Annotated in this window: 12 protein-coding genes and 2 other annotated features; of the genes, 11 read left to right on the top strand and 1 reads right to left on the bottom strand. The window is 28.5% G+C overall.

Translation table 11 applies throughout. From position 1 onward, the window contains the following. Nucleotides 1-19 precede the first annotated feature (19 nt). Nucleotides 20-207 (top strand) — a binding site (T-box leader). A gap of 37 nt (nt 208-244) precedes the next feature. From pheS to ACU68Y_RS01975, 8 genes are read left to right on the top strand one after another with little or no spacing between them, the layout of a single operon-like run. Next, nucleotides 245-1267: a phenylalanine--tRNA ligase subunit alpha gene (gene pheS, locus ACU68Y_RS02010; protein WP_446755287.1), complete on the top strand. Its 1023-nt coding sequence runs from the start codon at nt 245-247 to the stop codon at nt 1265-1267. 8 nt (nt 1268-1275) lie between these two features. After that, nucleotides 1276-3648 carry a phenylalanine--tRNA ligase subunit beta gene (pheT, locus tag ACU68Y_RS02005; RefSeq protein ID WP_446755286.1) on the top strand — a complete coding sequence of 791 codons (2373 nt, stop codon included), beginning with the start codon at nt 1276-1278 and terminating at the stop codon, nt 3646-3648. Nucleotides 3649-3656: 8 nt separating this feature from the next. Further along, nucleotides 3657-4289: a coiled-coil domain-containing protein gene (locus ACU68Y_RS02000; protein ID WP_002837957.1), complete on the top strand. Its 633-nt coding sequence runs from the start codon at nt 3657-3659 to the stop codon at nt 4287-4289. Then, complete coding sequence (locus ACU68Y_RS01995) at nt 4273-6414, top strand: DUF3656 domain-containing U32 family peptidase (RefSeq protein WP_446755285.1); 2142 nt, start codon at nt 4273-4275, stop codon at nt 6412-6414. The genes ACU68Y_RS02000 and ACU68Y_RS01995 overlap by 17 nt, the downstream gene beginning before the upstream one ends. After that, entirely contained in the window at nt 6415-8766 is a 2352-nt protein-coding gene (locus ACU68Y_RS01990; RefSeq protein WP_446755284.1) for an endonuclease MutS2, read from the top strand. It begins immediately after the preceding gene. A 10-nt stretch (nt 8767-8776) separates the two neighbouring features. Continuing rightward, nucleotides 8777-10471 carry an arginine--tRNA ligase gene (argS, locus tag ACU68Y_RS01985; protein ID WP_446755283.1) on the top strand — a complete coding sequence of 565 codons (1695 nt, stop codon included), beginning with the start codon at nt 8777-8779 and terminating at the stop codon, nt 10469-10471. Between the two features lie 8 nt (nt 10472-10479). Next, nucleotides 10480-11136 carry a hypothetical protein gene (locus ACU68Y_RS01980; protein ID WP_446755282.1) on the top strand — a complete coding sequence of 219 codons (657 nt, stop codon included), beginning with the start codon at nt 10480-10482 and terminating at the stop codon, nt 11134-11136. After that, on the top strand, nt 11137-12252 hold the full coding sequence (locus ACU68Y_RS01975; protein WP_446755281.1) for a tetratricopeptide repeat protein: 1116 nt from the start codon (nt 11137-11139) through the stop codon (nt 12250-12252). On the opposite strand, the gene ACU68Y_RS01970 is transcribed toward ACU68Y_RS01975, so the two are convergent. Then, on the bottom strand, nt 12249-13607 hold the full coding sequence (locus ACU68Y_RS01970) for a helix-turn-helix domain-containing protein (RefSeq protein ID WP_060790521.1): 1359 nt from the start codon (nt 13605-13607) through the stop codon (nt 12249-12251). The two genes, ACU68Y_RS01975 and ACU68Y_RS01970, sit on opposite strands and share 4 nt — an antisense overlap. A gap of 96 nt (nt 13608-13703) precedes the next feature. On the opposite strand from ACU68Y_RS01970, the gene murJ reads away from it, so the two are divergent. The 3 genes from murJ to ACU68Y_RS01955 all read left to right on the top strand — a co-directional run bounded on the left by murJ (nt 13704) and on the right by ACU68Y_RS01955 (nt 17944). Then, entirely contained in the window at nt 13704-15230 is a 1527-nt protein-coding gene (murJ, locus tag ACU68Y_RS01965; protein ID WP_012290670.1) for a murein biosynthesis integral membrane protein MurJ, read from the top strand. Nucleotides 15231-15267: 37 nt separating this feature from the next. Next, nucleotides 15268-15447, top strand: a binding site (T-box leader). A gap of 36 nt (nt 15448-15483) precedes the next feature. Beyond that, a complete protein-coding gene (gene aspS / locus ACU68Y_RS01960; RefSeq protein WP_446755279.1) occupies nt 15484-17250 on the top strand; it encodes an aspartate--tRNA ligase in 1767 nt (588 codons plus the stop codon). Nucleotide 17251: 1 nt separating this feature from the next. Further along, complete coding sequence (locus tag ACU68Y_RS01955) at nt 17252-17944, top strand: tRNA threonylcarbamoyladenosine dehydratase (protein ID WP_012290668.1); 693 nt, start codon at nt 17252-17254, stop codon at nt 17942-17944. Nucleotides 17945-17948 lie beyond the last annotated feature (4 nt).

Genomic DNA, 17948 nt, shown 5'->3' with positions numbered 1-17948 from the left:
TAGTTATATTATAAAATAATTAAAAATGTTGAAGAAGAAAATACAAAACTAGATATACAGAGAGATATGGGTTGGTGTGACATATTTATTGAATTTTGTTGGTTCGCTTTGAAGTTGCCATTATGGTCGTATAGAGTCCGTTAAACTTACGAGTGATGTTATCATAAATTGGGTGGTACCGCGGAAATACAATCTTTCGTCCCATAGGGGATGAGAGATTTTTTTATTGTTTAAGGAGAAAATAATGAAAGAAGAAATTTTAAAAATTAAAGAAGAAACTGTCGGTTTAATAGACAATGCTAGTGATTTAAAATCATTGGAGGATATTAGAGTAAAAGTTCTTGGGAAAAAAGGAGATTTGACTCTTGTTCTAAGAAATATGGGAAAACTTTCTAAAGAAGAAAGACCAGTTATGGGTCAACTAGCAAATGAAGTTAGATCTGAAATCGAAGAATTGTTATCCAATAAATTTGAACAATTAAAACAAGAACAAAAAAAGATTAAATTAAAAGAAGAAGAATTAGACGTAACTGCAAACAGAGGTGTAAGAGAAATTTCTCACAAACATCCATTGAATGAAACGATAATACAATTGGAAAATCTGTTCCAAACAATGGGTTTTGATATTGTAGATGGTCCTGAAATTGATACAGTTGAAAATACATTTGATTTATTGAATTCACCAAAATATCATCCATCAAGATCACTATCTGATACTTTTTACTTGGATGATAAAACTGTACTTAGACCACACACATCAAGTGTACAAATTAGAACGATGAAAGCACAAAAACCACCTATTAGAATGGTTTCAGCAGGAAGAACTTTTAGATTTGATGATGTGGATGACACACACTCTCCAATGTTCCATCAAATCGAAGGCTTGGTTGTGGATAAAGGCGTTACTATGGCTAACTTGATGGATACAATAAATATTTTCATTAAAAACTTATTTGGTGAAGAAATAGAAACAAGATTTAGACCACATTATTTTCCATTTACTGAACCTTCAATGGAGGTTGACGTTACTTGCTTCGATTGTAAAGGTAAAGGTTGCCCAAGTTGTAATGATACAGGTTGGAGTATGGAACTTTTAGGATGTGGTATGGTACATCCTAATGTTTTAAGAAATTGCGGAATTGATCCTGAAGTTTATACCGGATTTGCTTTTGGTATGGGAGTAGACAGGATTACAATGGTAAAACACAAAATCGACAATATAAGATTGTTGTACGATAATGATAAGAGATTTTTGAAACAATTCTAGGAGGAAGTATGTTATTACCTATTAATTGGCTTAAATATTACGTCGATGTAGACGAAACAATAAAAACTATTACAGATAGACTTTCAGAAACAGGAAGTCACGTTGAATCAGTTATAGATAAAAGTAAATATTTAAATGATAAATTAATCGTAGCTAAAATTAAGAAAATTGATAAACATCCAAATGCAGATAAATTATCTATAGTTACCTTAAATACAGGAAATTCAGATATAAAAGTAGTTACAGGCGCAAAAAATATAAAAGAAGATATGTATGTTTGTTATGCACAAGTAGATGCAACTCTTCCTGGAAATATTGTTTTAAAAGAAGCTGACCTTAAAGGAATTATGAGCCCTGGTATGTTGACAAGTTTTGAAGAAATGGGTTTTGAAACTTCTGTTGTAGATAAAAACTCCAAAGATGGAATAGCGGTTTTATCTGAAAATAAAATTGGTGAAACTATTACTGAAGCACTTGAAATTAATGAACCTATAATTGAATTTGAAATCACTCCTAACAGGCCAGATTGCTTGTCAGTATTGGGAATGGCAAGAGAATACGCTGCATCTTTCGGTAAAAAAATAAAATATCCTTCAATAGAAATTAAAAACTTTGAAGACGATATTAAAGATTATGTAAATTCAGTAGAAATTCAAACTGACAAGTGCACACGTTATGTGGCTAGAGTTGTAAAAAATGTAAAAATTTCAGACAGCCCACAATGGATAAAGAATAGACTTATTCAATCAGGAATTAGACCTATAAATAATATAGTTGATATTACAAATTTTGTAATGTTAGAAACTGGTCAGCCAATCCATGCTTATGATTTGGATAAAATTGCAGATAAAAAAATTGTCGTAAAAGAGTCTGGCTCACAAAAATTCACAACATTAGATGATGTTGAACGTGAATTATCCGATGATGTTATAATTTGTGATGGAGAAAACACATTAGGTATAGCTGGAATTATGGGCGGTTTTGATTCAGAAATTACATCAGATACTAAAAATGTGCTTATTGAAGCGGCAAGTTTTGACAGTGATACAATTAGACTTTCTTCAAGAAGATTGTCTTTAAGAACTGATGCTTCTACAAGATTTGAAAAAGGAGTAAGCCAACAACTATGTGACTTAGCTTCACTGAGAGTTTGCAAATTGATTGAAGACATTACAGATGCTACAGTTATTAATAATTCAATTGATGTAATTACAAAAGAAGAACATCTTGATGATGTGGAACTTTCTTATAAAAAATGTAATGATTTATTAGGATCTAATATTTCTAATGAAGAAATTAAAAATATATTGCAATTATTAGAATTTAAAATAGTTTCAGAAGATGAAGAAAATATTATGGTAAAAGTTCCTTTCCACAGACAAGATGTATCTATTTATCAAGATTTAATTGAAGAAGTCGGAAGAATTTATGGATTTGAAAAAATTGGTGCGAAACCTCTTGTTGGTAAATTGAAAAGAGGAATCAAAAGCGAAGAAAGAATTGCCATAGACAATGCAAAGAAGGCTTTGTATTCTATGAATACTTTTGAAGTATTATCGTATTCATTCATTAGTCCTAAATCTTATTCAAAAGCAATGGTTCAAATGGATGATGACAAATTAATCAAACTAATCAATCCATTGGGAGAAGATTTCTCAGTTATGAGATCCACAATAATACCAAATATTTTGGATATTTTATCTAAAAATTATAAGAATAAAATTAAAGATATTTGTGTTTATGAATTGGGTAATACTTTCCACTTGGTTGGAAGCGAAAGAATCGAAACTAAAAAATTAGCTTTGGGAATGTACGGAGATTATGATTTCTATGATGTTAGAGCTATGATTTTGGCGTTATTTAACGAATTGGGAATTAATAATTATGAAATCGTAAAAAATAAAGACAATGAAACTTACCATAGTGGTAGATGTGCTGATATTCTAGTAAATGGCGAATTAATTGCAACATTTGGTGAAATTAGCTATGAAGTAAGAGATAACTATGACTTTGATAATAGAGTTTATGTTGGAGAAATTCATTTTACAGAATTAATAAAACACATGGATTTCAAAAAGATTTACACACCTATTAGTAAATATCCTTCAATCGAAAGGGACATAGCTCTTGTAGTTGATAGGCAATTGGAAAGTATAGAAATAGAAAAAGAAATTCTAAAGTATTCTAATGGCATTATTAAAAATGTTTACTTGTTCGATGAATATAAAGGTGAACATGTTGATAATGACAAGAAGAGCTTGGCTTACAGAATAATTTATCAATCAAAAGACGAAACATTAAAAGATAAAATTATTGAAAAAATACAAGAAGAAATTTTAAATTCATTAGAACAAAAATTCAATGCAACATTGAGAAAGTAGGAGTATATATGAACAAATTACAAGTTGTAATTCAAGGTTCAACTTACAATATTGTTACTGAAAAATCTAAAGAAGATACAGACAAGATAGTTGACAAGATTAATAAAGATATAGAAGACTGCAAAAACAGAAATTCAAAATTAACGACTTTGAACGCGACTATCTTAGCTCTTATGAATTTGGCAGAAACTCACGATAATTTAACAACTGAATTAAAAGACTATAAAAATGAAAATGATCCGATTATAAAAGATTATTCAAATCTAAAAAATGACTGCGAAAAGTTGTATCAAAAATTAGTGATTAAAGAAACTAACCTAAAACAAATGACTAAGCAATACAACGAAATCAAGGAAAACTCTGAAAAAGAAATAAATGAGATTAAGAAAAAAACTGAGAAGTATTCTAATGATATAAGATCACAATATGAGAAAAAATCATCAGATTTAAATAGTAAACTTAAACAAGAAAGGGAAACTATAGATGATTTAAAAAAGCAAATTGAATTTTACGAAACAGAAAATAATGAGTTAAATTCAAAATACAAAGATTTAAAAGACGAGTATAACAAACTAGCTTTTGAAAAGAATAAGTTAGAAAATCTTTTAATGGATTATCAAAGAGATGAAATCATTGATTAGTGAAATATTAGCTCCTTGCGGAAATTGGGACATGGTAAAAGCGAGTGTATCCGCAGGAGCTGACGCTATTTATCTTGGAACAAAAGAATTTTCCGCAAGAGCTTATGCGGAAAATTTTACTGTTGAGGATGTTAAGGAAGTTGTAAAATATTGTCATTTAAGAAATGTAAAAGTTTATGTAACATTAAACACTCTTATCAAACAATCAGAAATCCACAAGGCTATTGATTACGTAAACAGATTATACAATATCGATATTGATGCACTAATCGTGCAGGACATTGGTCTAGCTTATCTTGTTAACAAGTTATTTCCTGAATTAGATTTGCACGCATCTACTCAAATGAATATTAATAATTTGAACGGTGCAATCATTGCTAAAGAAATTGGATTTAAAAGGATAGTATTAGCAAGAGAAACTGACTTAGAAGAATTGAAAAATATCAGGGAAAATTGTGATATTGAGATTGAAGTTTTCATTCATGGATCATTATGCGTGTGTCAATCAGGACAATGCTTGATGAGTTCATTAAATGGAGATAGAAGTGCGAATAGAGGAAGATGTGCTCAACCTTGCAGAAAGGATTATAAGATTATTTTAGATAACGAAACGATAAATTCAAAACTATCTTATCTTAGTCCAAAAGATTTGTGCACTATTGAAAATGTCGATGAAATTGCAAAATATTGCGATAGTTTAAAAATCGAAGGAAGAATGAAATCCAAAGAATATGTTTATTCCGTTGTAACATCGTACAGAGAAAAATTAGACCACGGTAATTGCAGTTATTATTTGGATGAAGTTAAAAATCGCGGATTTACAAAAGGTTTAATTAATAATACAAATGGATATGATTATGTAGAACTTGGAAGAAAAAATCAAATTAAAGGACACTCAGTAGGGAAAATCATTGGAAAAGGTAAAATACAATTTATAGAAGATGTTTATAAGAAAGATATCCTTATACTTTTCAACGGGAAAAATACATTTCCATTAACATTAACTGAAGATTACAAGAAAAATAGTATCGTTTCATTTAAAAATATAACTGATGCTCTTGAAAATTCTGATGTAAAAAGAGTTAGTCATATTAAAATAGTCGAAAAGTCAGATGAAGAAAAAAATGTTTGTTTTGATTTAGATGTAAAATTCATTTGTAAGAAATCTAAACCAATTCAAATATTTGTAAATGGACTCGAATACAAAACAAATATAATTTGCGATGAAGCAAAAAATAAGCCTATAGATGATGAATTTATTCGAAATCAAGTTTTAAAAACGGGTAATTACCCAGTAAATATTACTGAACTGCAGATTGTATTAGACGCTGGACTATTCTTATCAAAAAGTCAGCTTAATCAAGTAAGAAGGGATTTTATTGAATTTTATTTGGACGAAAAAGCTAATTTTAATCATAGAAAACAAAAAAATATTGATTTAGTACATTTAAATAATCCAATAGAAAACAATACTACTAAAAATTCAATTAATAAAATTGTTTATGTAGAAGAAGTAAATGGCTATAGCGATAAGATTTCATCAGAATATATTGTCAGAGTTCCAAGATTTTTGAATCAAGAAAAAACTGATAATTTTATTAAAAAGTGCAAAGAAAATAATGTATCCAAACTTTTAATTAATAATATCGGAGATATCAATATAGCAAAAGATATTAATGCGAATTTTGTAGTAAGTGATTATCAAATGAATGTATTTAATACTTTCTCTGCAAAAATTTTAAATGATTTGGGAATAGATGTAATAACATTATCTGTTGAATTAAACAAATCTGAAATTAAAGAAATTGTAGATAATTCAAATTATAATTTTGAGTTGGTAGTTGAAGATAACTTGATTAATATGGTTACTGTTTATTGTCCTTTTTCTGGAATTATAAAATGTAACGGTAAAAATTGTGAATTCTGTAAGTTTAATGATTGCTTTATTGAAGGAGATTTTTCTAAATATAGAGTTGTAAGGAAGGATGATTACTCTTTGATATATTCTTGTGATAGAATTAAGATAGATGAGAATGATATAGATTTTAATTTATACTCAATTAGAAAAAATAAAAAGGCAACTGGAAAATCTAATGAATTTCATTTTAAAAAAGGAATTTTATAAATGGACAAAAAAACATTAAACACACTTGAATACAATGAAATAAAAAATAAAATAGAAAAACTTTGCAAGTCTAAATTAGGAAAAAGCATTGCTAATAAATTGGAACCTATGATAGAAGAAGATGAAATCAGACAAAGTTTGGATGAAACTTATGAAGCTATGAGTATGATTTACAAATTTTCTAATCCTCCGATATATGAGATTATAAATGTGAAAGCGAGTATAATGCATGTATCAAAAGGTGGATATATAGTTCCAGAAGTTTTGTTGAAAATTGGTCAAATATTAAATAGCGTTCACGATATTAAAAGATACGCTGGAGAATCTGACGAAAATCACGAAAATTACCCAATGATTATGGCGATGATGGATTCTTTAGTAGAAGAACCCGGTTTAGTTGCAACTATTAATAATGCAATAATTTCTGAAGACGAAATTAGTGACAATGCAAGTCGAAATCTTGCAAGAATTAGACAAACTAAAAGACAAAAGACTGAAAATATTAGGGACAAAATAAATAGTATTTTGTCTTCTAATGACCAAGCATTACAAGAAAATATCGTAACTATGAGAGACGATAGATATGTAATTCCTGTTAAGGTTTCACATAAATCATCCTTCAAAGGAATAGTGCACGACCATTCATCTTCTGGTCAAACAGTTTACATTGAACCAATGGAAGTTGTAGAATTAAATAACGAATTGAGAATGCTAGAAGCAGAAGAACGAGAAGAAATCATAAGAATTTTGAAAGAAATTTCTGATAGAGTTTACGATGTGAAGGATTCGATTTTTGTGGATCAAGATGTTTTATCAAAATTAGATTTCATATTTGCAAAAGCAAAGTATGCTATAGAAATTGATGCTACTAATCCAAAATTAAATACAAATGGATATTTTAATTTTAAAAATGCACGACATCCTTTGTTAGACAAGAAAAAAGTTGTTCCAATAAGTATTTATTTAGGTGATGACTATAATACATTGGTAATAACTGGACCTAACACAGGTGGTAAAACAGTAACGCTTAAAACCGTTGGATTAATAACTTTAATGGCACAATCAGGAATATTAATTCCTGTAGATGAAAATTCTGAAGTTGCAATATTTGATAATATCTTTACGGATATTGGTGATGAACAAAGTATAGAACAATCTTTATCCACTTTCTCAGCTCACATGAAAAATATTGTGCACATTGTAAATAATATTACGTTCAATTCTCTTGTACTTTTTGACGAACTTGGAGCAGGAACAGATCCAACGGAAGGTGCAGCATTAGCAATTGCAATTTTGAGAATATTTTTGAATAAATCAATCAGAACTATTGCTACAACTCACTATTCTCAGCTTAAAATATTCGCGTTAACAGAAAAGTATGTTAAAAACGGTTCTGTTGAATTTGATGTAAACACTTTATCACCAACCTATAAGTTGAGAATTGGAATTCCTGGCAAATCAAATGCTTTTGAAATTTCTAGAAGACTTGGTCTAGATGATGATATAATTAATAATGCAAAGGAAATTTTATCTCAAGAAGATAAAGATTTTGAAGATGTTTTATCTGATATCGAATCTAAAAAGAAGCAAATTGATGAAGATAAACAAAGACAATTAGAACTTAAAGAAGATTTATTGAAACTTCGTGATAGATATGAAAAAGAAATAGAAAAGACAAAACTAGAAAAAGAAAAAATAATAAATGAAGCAAAAGAAAATGCTAATGAAATTTATATGAGAGCTAAGGAAGAGTCACGAGAGCTTATCAATAAATTAAAATTTTTGGAAAAAGAATCTGATGCTAGAACAGTAGCAAATGATGTCGAAAACAAATTTAATAAAAGGATTAAAAAGAGTTCTAATAAAAAACTTTTGAATGAAACATCCAAGAAACAAAAACTTCAATTAGGAGACGAAGTAGAAATTCTAGGCATAGAGCAACAAGGTACTATTGTTTCAGAGCCTGATAAAAAAGGTGATTTATTGGTACAAGTGGGTATATTAAAAATAAATGCCAATGTTAAAAACTTGAAAAAAATAAAAGAAAAAGAAGTTATTCAATCATCAAAAAGCATTAAAAGTATAATAAAAAACAAAGCTAATTCTGATATTAAAAGTGAAATTGATTTAAGAGGAAAAAATATCGAGGAAGCTATATACGAGCTTGACAAATACATTGATGATTGTGTAATTGTTGGTTTGAAAAAAGTAAATATCATTCACGGAAAAGGTACTGGCATGCTTAGAAAAGGTATCAGAGAATACTTAAGAAGTGATAAAAGAGTCAAAAAGATTGAAGATGCAGGATATAATGAAGGCGGTCTTGGAGCTACTTTCATTTATTTAAAATAAGGGGATTAAAATGATAAATTTTAAAGACGAAGTAAAAAAAATAATACTAGGATTTGACACTGGATTAACTGAAGAAGAAATATCAGATTTAATCGAAATACCACCAAATAGTGAAATGGGAGATTACGCGTTTCCTGTATTTAAATTAGCAAAAACTTTCAGAAAAGCACCTAATTTAATCGCAGAAGAATTAGCAAAAAAAGAATTTAACAATGAAAATATCAAAAAAATTGCAAATGTAGGTCCTTATGTAAACTTTTTTGTAGATAATTCAAAATTAGTAGAAAGTGTTTTAACAGAAGCTGTTAAAGATGATTTTGGAAGTAGTCATATCGGCGTTGGGAAAAATGTTGTGTTTGACTTTTCATCTACAAATATAGCAAAGCCATTTCATATTGGACATTTACGCTCCACTGTAATAGGAAATGCCATCAGAAACATAATGAATTATCAAGGGTTTAATACAACAGGTGTTAATTACATTGGTGATTATGGAACTCAATTTGGTATGATGATATCAGCTTATTTAAAATGGGGTGACGAAGATAAAATAAATGCCGATCCAATTAAAGAACTTTTAAACCTTTATGTAAAGTACAATAAAGTCGCAAAAGAAGATGAAACTTACATGGATGAGGCACGCGATTGGTTCGATAAATTAGAAAAAAAAGATCCTACAGCTGTAAAATTATGGTCATGGTTTAGAGAAATTTCTCTAAAAGAATTCCAAAGAGTTTATGATTTACTAGGAGTTGAGTTTGACAATTTTAATGGCGAATCATTCCATTCACAATTTATTGGCGATGCACTTGAAGCTATAGATAAGAAAAACTTACTCGAAGAATCCGATGGAGCAATGATTATCAATTTGGATGATGAAAACTTACCACCTGTTTTAATAAAAAAATCAAATGGGTCTTCAACATACTTAACAAGAGATATTGCTACTGCAATGTATCGTAAAAAAACTTACGATTTTTATAAAAATGTATACGTTGTTGCTAGTCAACAAAAACTTCATTTTGAACAATTAAGAGCCGTTTTGAAAAAAATGGGATTTGATTGGTGGAATGATTGCGAACATGTTTCTTTTGGTATGGTTAGCATGAAAGATGGATCTATGAAAACAAGAGAAGGTAAAGTTATTTTCCTAGAAGATGTTTTAAATAGAGCTATAGATAAAACAAAATCTATTATTGAAGAAAGAAACCCAAATCTTGAACACAAAGAAGAAGTTGCAAAACAAGTTGGTGTTGGAGCTGTAATATTCCAAGATTTATTTAACAACAGAATAAAAGATTATACTTTTGATTGGGATCAAGTTTTAAATTTTGATGGTGAAACTGGCCCATATACACAATATACTTTTGCAAGAAGTTGTTCGATACTAGACAAGGGAGGATTTGGAATAAAAGAAAATAGCAAATTTGACTTACTAGTTGATGAAACAGAAATAGATATTGTAAAACACTTAGCAAAATTTGATGAAGTTTTATTAAATGCAACTGAGAAATATGAACCTTCTTTCTTGACGCGTTATACAGTAGAATTAGCTAAACTTTTCAATAAATTTTATGCAAATTGTCCAATCAACACTGCAGAAGATGAACTAAAATATCAAAGATTGTATTTAACTTATTCTGTTAACAAATGCTTGAAATTATCTTTGAGCTTGTTAGGAATTGAAGCACCAGTTAGAATGTAGGGAGAATAATGGACTCATTTATAGAAATAATCAAAAATTCTTTTACAAGAACCGCACATACAATTAAATATTTTCCATTGATTTTTTCATCAATGATTGTAATAAAATTATCGTTAAATATGTCTAATAATATTTTGTTTAGATTATCTGTATCTAAAGAAATATCAAACGTGATAATAGCGGTTTTGGTTACATTTCTGTTGAGTATCCTTTTAAATATGCTTAGTATTTCGGTTCATACAAGAGATAACTATCAAATAGAACCAATTACTATTCCCAAATTAATGTTAAAGGTCGCTTTTAATGGAGGAATTTTATTGTTGTTGTATTTTTTCTTAAAAAAATACGAGGGAGCAGTAATTGTTCTTTTATTAATATTTAATCCTTTAGTGGAGACACTTTACATGATTGACGAAGAATTTTATAAATCGATTTGCACATCATTAAAATTTAATTTTAAAAATTTTTTAACATGGAATATACCTAATGTTGCGATTTTTGCAATTTTGTATAATTTGATTATGAAGAATTACACATTTGAAGACTTTATAATGTCAAATGAAATTGTGTCAATCATAAAATTTGGATTACTCTTGATGTTCATTTCTTTATTCATGTTGTATAGGGCTAATTTGTACAGAATTTTAGAAACGGGGGAAAAGTAAATGATAAATAAGATTGATGAATATTTCAGTAAATTTATGAATCAGTTGGTATATGTGAATTTATTAGAATCAAATGATTATATTGATAAAGACATACCACTACCTGTTTTAGAAAAAGATTTATTAGACGGAGTAAAGAATAATGATTTCGTCAAAAACTTTGATTTGGAATTAATAATTAAAGGTATGATTTATAACATAGCTTATGACAGAACATTCAAATACTGTGTTAATTACACAGATATTATGTACAATATATTTCCTGAAATTGAAAAATCAATAATATCTATGGGAGTTGAAAAAATTTCTAATCCAAAAGAAGCTGTTATTTATTTTAGAACAAATGATATATTAAAATCTGATATCCCGGATAATGCCTATTACTATGCGTATTGTTTGAGGTTAATGGCTCTTGAAGATGAGTTTAATTCTAGTATTTTTATAGAAGAAGCATTCAGAGTTCTAAATGAAAATGTTGCAAATTATCCAGACTTTTTCTTAAATTATGTGGAACTTGCGAACTTAGAATTATTAAATCACAATTATATAAAAGCTTATGATTATTTAAAAAATACACATAAAATGGCAACTCTACCTAACGATTACGATGAAAAAAGAGTGTTAATTGTAATTAATGAAGTTGAACGTCTAATGGATGATATAAAGCCATTAAGAGATTTGGATTTTGCGACAACTTTAATCAACTCAAAACCACAAAAAGCCCTTGAAATTTTCGAAAAACTTGAAAAGAATTCTAGAATTGTTTATTTAATGGGCAAATGTTACTTAAACATGAATGAATTAGATAAAGCTATAGAATATTTTGAAAAATCAGAAAATATGGGATTTAATCACGTTGATTTGTACAACGATATGTCTGTAGCTTACTTTAATGAATATGATTTTGATAAATCGATTCAAGTTTTAAATAGAGGATTAAAAATTCATACGGATAATGAAATTTTACTGTACAATAAAGCAGTAATTGAGCTTAATTGTAATAGGGTAGAACAAGCACAGGATACATTATCGACATTAGTTTCGTATGACGATGTGCACGAAGATATATTTAATATGGCAATGCAATTATTACAAAAAATAGAAGAAGACAATTAAATGTCTTCTTCTGTTATTTTTAGAGTATTGTCTAATCTGTCAATTATTTCCAACGCGCTTATTATGTTTTTTCTTGCTTTATAATTATCTAAATTAATATCAACTAATTCATTGATTTTATTTATTCTGTAAACAATGGAGTTTCTGTGAACATTCAACCTTTGAGATGCTTTGATTAGTGATCGTTCTTCTACAAGGTAAAAGTATAATGTTCTAAGAAGGTCTGTACCGTTATTTATATCGTCATATTTAAGCTTGTAAATAAATTCAGGAACCAAGATTTCGATTTCGGAATCTAAGCACATCAAATCATAAATTATCTTGCAGCAATTATCGTTTATGTTTTCAGTTAATTCGATATTGTTCTCTAAAATTCTTCTAGATAAATCATAAGCTTTTTTTAAATTGAATAAATTGTTTTTTAGTGATAATTTAATACTTTTTAAATCGTATTTTTCAATGAAAAAGTTTAGATTTGTCTTTACTGATGATACATCTTTAATTTTATTATTAGTTAATAAGACAAGATATCCTTCTTGCAACACAGAATACATATACATTGGATAATCCAACACAAACCTATTTCCATGTGAGAACATGTCTTGGTATTTAAATAACCCACCTTCAATTTTAATTACATTAATATCGTAATTGTCATCCGTTTTCCAACCTATATTTGCAATATTTTCTTCGTCTTTATCAGTAATATTTCCAGAAATCAAATTCTTAATAGTGCTATATATGTCTTCTTTTGAATTTATCAGGCCATTTACGTTGTTATAAATGTATGTTGAAATTATCTTGGAAATTTTTTTAAATTCGAAATCATATTCATCTTCAATAGTTTCAAAGGCAAGATATCCATATAATTTACTCAAGCTTTTCTTTTTTATCTCCAATGGATAAATCTTTTTGATAGTTGAGAAATCAAATGTATTTAGTAACAACTTTTTGTTTGAGTTCAAAAGACACACATTTACATCGAAATAATCTTTTATGATTAAAAGCAAATTATTAACGGCCTCACGGTTTGAAATTGTATTGTGAATTCTATTATAGAACTCGGAATTTTCGCGTAAAAATCCATTTACAATGTCGTAAACTTTAAAAATATCTTCTTCTCTGGAATAAATAATATTTGAATTTTCATTTTCTAAAAATTTATCTTGAGATTTCAAAAAGAGAATATTAGAGTTTTTAGGACACACAATATTTTTGTCGTATTCAATAATGGATAAGGTGTTTTTTTGATCAGAAATAGAATTTAAAGAAATATTATTAATATCATTTAAAATTTTTATATCTGATGAGTCCACAAATTTATCCAATTTTTTTATCAATAATCTTATATTCATATTATCACCTTTAATTATCGTTAGACCTGTGTTATTATCTATAGTATAAATAATATCACAATCAACAAATTTTTTAAATATAAACAGGAGATACTTATGAAAAAGACTGCAATTTTACTTATGATCATCACGCTACTATCGAAAGTCTTGGGATTGGTAAGAGAAACTACACTAGCTTATTTTTTTCCAACGAATGGTCCAGTTGCTAATGCTTTTTTAGTTTCGCAAATACTTCCAATTACAATAGTAAGCTTGTTTTCAGCAGGGATTTCTACATCTTTTATTCCAATATACAATAAAATTGTACATGAAAAAGGGAAAGAAGAAGGAGATATATTTACATCAAATATTAATAATATAGTAGTTATTATAATTTTAGCATTAATAGTATTGCTTGAAATTTTTACACCATCGGTAATTAAGATTTTTGCGCCTGGGTTTACTGGATACACAAAAGAATTAACTATTAAATTTATGCGATTGACTTTACTGTCAATGATACCATCCATAATGTCTTGTGTATTCAAAGGTTATTTGAATGCAAATAATCACTTTGTGGTTCAAAATCTACAAGGGTTTATAATGAATTTCTTTATAATTCTAGCTCTTGTAATTTCCAATAAATACGATAATAATATGATAGTTGGGATAGGATTGCTATTGGGAAATGCACTTCAATATTTGCCATACGTATTTATAACAAAAAGAAAAAAATTTAAGTATCATAAGATTCTAGATTTTTCTGATAAAAATGTAAAAATGATTGTATTATTGTCCATACCAATAATTTTAGGAGTGTCAGTTAATCAAATCAATGTTATGGTTGATAAATCGATAGCTTCAACAGTTTCAGCTAATGGTATACCTATTTTAAATTATGCATCGCGATTGATTGAATTTGTAACGGGAATTGTCATAGCGAATATTTCAGTTATTGTATATCCTGAATTATCAAGAAATTTTATCGCAAATGATTTGAATAAAATGAAAGATAGCATCATGAAATCAATGTCTATGATTTGTATTTTAGTAATTCCGGCCACAATAGGACTTTTGGTTTTATCGTATCCAATTACAAAGATGTTATTTTTTAGGGGAGCATTTACGATGAATGATGTTGACATGACATCAGTTTGCATGTTCTTCTATGCTCTTGGAATTATAGGAACAGCTATCAGAGATATTTTGTCGAAATCATTTTATGCCATGAATGATACAAAAACTCCTACGATTAATTCTGTAATAATGGTTGTGATAAATATTATAGGAAATATAATTTTATCAAGAATTTTAGGTTTAGTTGGATTAGCAGTAGCAACTAGTTTTGCAAATCTTATTGGAGCAGCAATGATAATAATTAGATTGCACAAAAAAATTGGGGATTTTAGTTCGACAAAATCATCTTTTGTAAATATTTTTAAAATGTTAATATCGTCTTTGATAATGGGAGCTCTATCATATATTACATTTAAAACTACAAATATAAGATTCTCAAATACATTATCTCTAATGATGTCGATAGTTGTTGCCGGAATTAGTTATTTAAGTTGTATCATAATATTAAAAGTTGATGAGCTAAACGAAATCATAGCTTTTTACAAAAATAGAAGAAAAAATAGATAGTTTGACAATTCAAAGTTTTTTGAATATAATTTTTATTGTAAAGACAAAGATAAAAAGAGCGCATTATGATTGATTTTCAGAGAGATAAGGGTTGGTGTGACTTATTATTCATAGTAATTGCAGACATTTTTGAGTCGAATTTTCCGCTTAATAGCGTTATAAATTAAAGTGAGGTTTACCTAATTAGGGTGGTACCGCGATTTATCTCGTCCCTTATCATAAGGACGAGTTTTTTTTATTTTAGGAGGTTTTTATGAATAGTATGGGAAATCTTAGACGTACTCACATGTGTGGGGAGTTGAGATTAAGTGATGTAAACAAAGAAGTCATTCTTATGGGATGGGTTCAAAAAGAAAGAAACTTAGGATCTCTTATATTTATAGATTTGAGAGATAATACAGGAATAACTCAAATAGCTATAAAAGACGATAACAAAGAGATTTTTGATAAAGCAAAAGATGTAAAAAGTGAATATGTTTTGTGTGTAAAAGGTGATGTTAGAGAAAGAGAATCAAAAAACAATAACATTCCTACTGGAGAAATTGAAGTTATAGCCAATGAACTAATTGTTTTGGATACAGCTAACGTTCCTCCAATTTACATTAAAGATGATGATAATGCACAAGAAGCTGTTAGATTAAAATATAGATATTTGGATTTAAGAAAACCTAAATTACAAAATAATCTAAAACTAAGAGCCAAAACTAATAAATTAATTCGTGAATATTTAGATGAAAATGGATTTTATGAAATTGAAACTCCATTCTTAGGAAAGCCCACTCCAGAAGGAGCCAGAGATTATTTAGTAGCTAGTAGAGTAAATGAACATAGCTTTTACGCACTACCACAATCGCCACAATTAATGAAGCAACTTCTTATGATAAGTGGAATGGACAGATACTATCAAATTGTAAAATGCTTTAGAGATGAAGATTTAAGAGCAAATAGACAGCCAGAATTCACACAAGTGGACATGGAAATGAGTTTTGTGGATCAAGAAGATGTAATGACAATTAATGAAGGCTTGATAAAAAAACTTTTCAAAGAAATCAGAGGAATTGATATTCCAACTCCTATTAAAAGAATGACTTACTCAGAAGCAATGGAAAGATATGGATGCGACAAGCCTGATTTGAGATTTGGATTTGAATTGAAGAATATTACTGAATTAGTAAAAGATTCAGAATTCAAAGTATTTTCAAGCTGTAATGAAAAGAATAAGAGCGTTAGATGCATCAATATAGGAAATTACGAAAGTGAATACTCACGTAAGAAAATTGACAAATTAGAAAAATTTGTAAAAGAATACGGTGCTAAAGGATTAAGTTGGATTAGAGTTCACGATGGAGAAATTCAATCTTCAATTAAAAAATTCTTATCTGATGAAGAAATGAACTCAATAATTGAATTTACAAAAGAAGAAGAAAATGCATTGATATTTATCTTAGCAGATAAAAATGATGTTGTATTTAATGGATTAAGTGCATTAAGAAATAAAATTGCAAGAGACATGAATTTGGTTGACAATGATACCTTTGAATTTGTATGGATAGTTGATTTTCCATTGTTTGAATATGACGAAGAAGAAAATAGATTTGTAGCAATGCATCATCCATTTACAATGCCAAAAGAAGAAGACATTCAATATTTATTAACTGACAAGGAAAAAGTAAGAGCTAAGGCTTACGATATTGTATGTAATGGAGACGAAATCGGCGGTGGTTCAATTAGAATTAACAATTCTGATTTGCAAAAGAAAATGTTCGAAGCACTAGAATTAACTGAAGAAATGATTGAAAATAAATTTGGTTTCTTTGTCGAAGCTTTTAACTATGGAACACCTCCACACGGTGGATTAGCTTACGGTATGGACAGACTTATGATGCTATTAGTTGGAACTGATAATATAAAAGATGTTATAGCATTCCCTAAGACACAATCTGCTACAGACTTATTAACTGGTGCTCCAACAAATGTTGACGAAAAACAACTTAAAGAAATTCACATTAAATTAGATTAGTATGGACAAAAGATTTGAAAGAACAAAACTTCTAATAGGTGAAAATGACCTCGAAAATATCATAAACTCCAAAGTAGCTGTGATTGGCTGCGGCGGAGTTGGAGGTTTTGTTATAGAAGCTTTGGCTAGATGTGGAGTAGGAACATTAGCAATAGTAGATTATGATACGATAGATATAACAAACATCAATCGTCAAATTATTGCTTTGGAAGATACTGTTGGAAATTATAAAGTGGATGAATTTGAAAAAAGAATTCATAAAATTAATCCCAATTGCAAAGTTATTAAGTTTAGGGAAAAGTTTGATAAATCTACTGTTGATTTTTTCAATCTTAAAGATTATAATTATGTTATAGACGCTATTGACTTAATATCAGCAAAGCTAGATTTGGCTGAGTACTGTTATAAAAACGATATTAAATTAATAAGTTCTATGGGTGCTGGATCAAAACTAAATCCTTTTCTTTTTAGAATTACGGATATTAAAAAGACCCACACTTGTCCAATGGCTAAAGTAATGAGAAAAGAGCTAAAAAGAAGAAACGTTAACAAGCTTACATGCATTTGGTCCGATGAAAAAAGGTCGGGAGAAGTTTTATCTGCAAATGGCAGAAACGCTCCAGCAAGCATTAGCTTTGTCCCTTCATGTGTTGGACTAATGATTGCATCGTACGTTATTCAAGAATTGAGGTAAATTT

It is taken from the genome of Finegoldia sp. P1-F-LS (assembly GCF_052932205.1).
The sequence above is the reverse complement of the archived record's forward strand: the minus strand, read 5'-3'. Positions and strand labels throughout refer to the sequence as shown.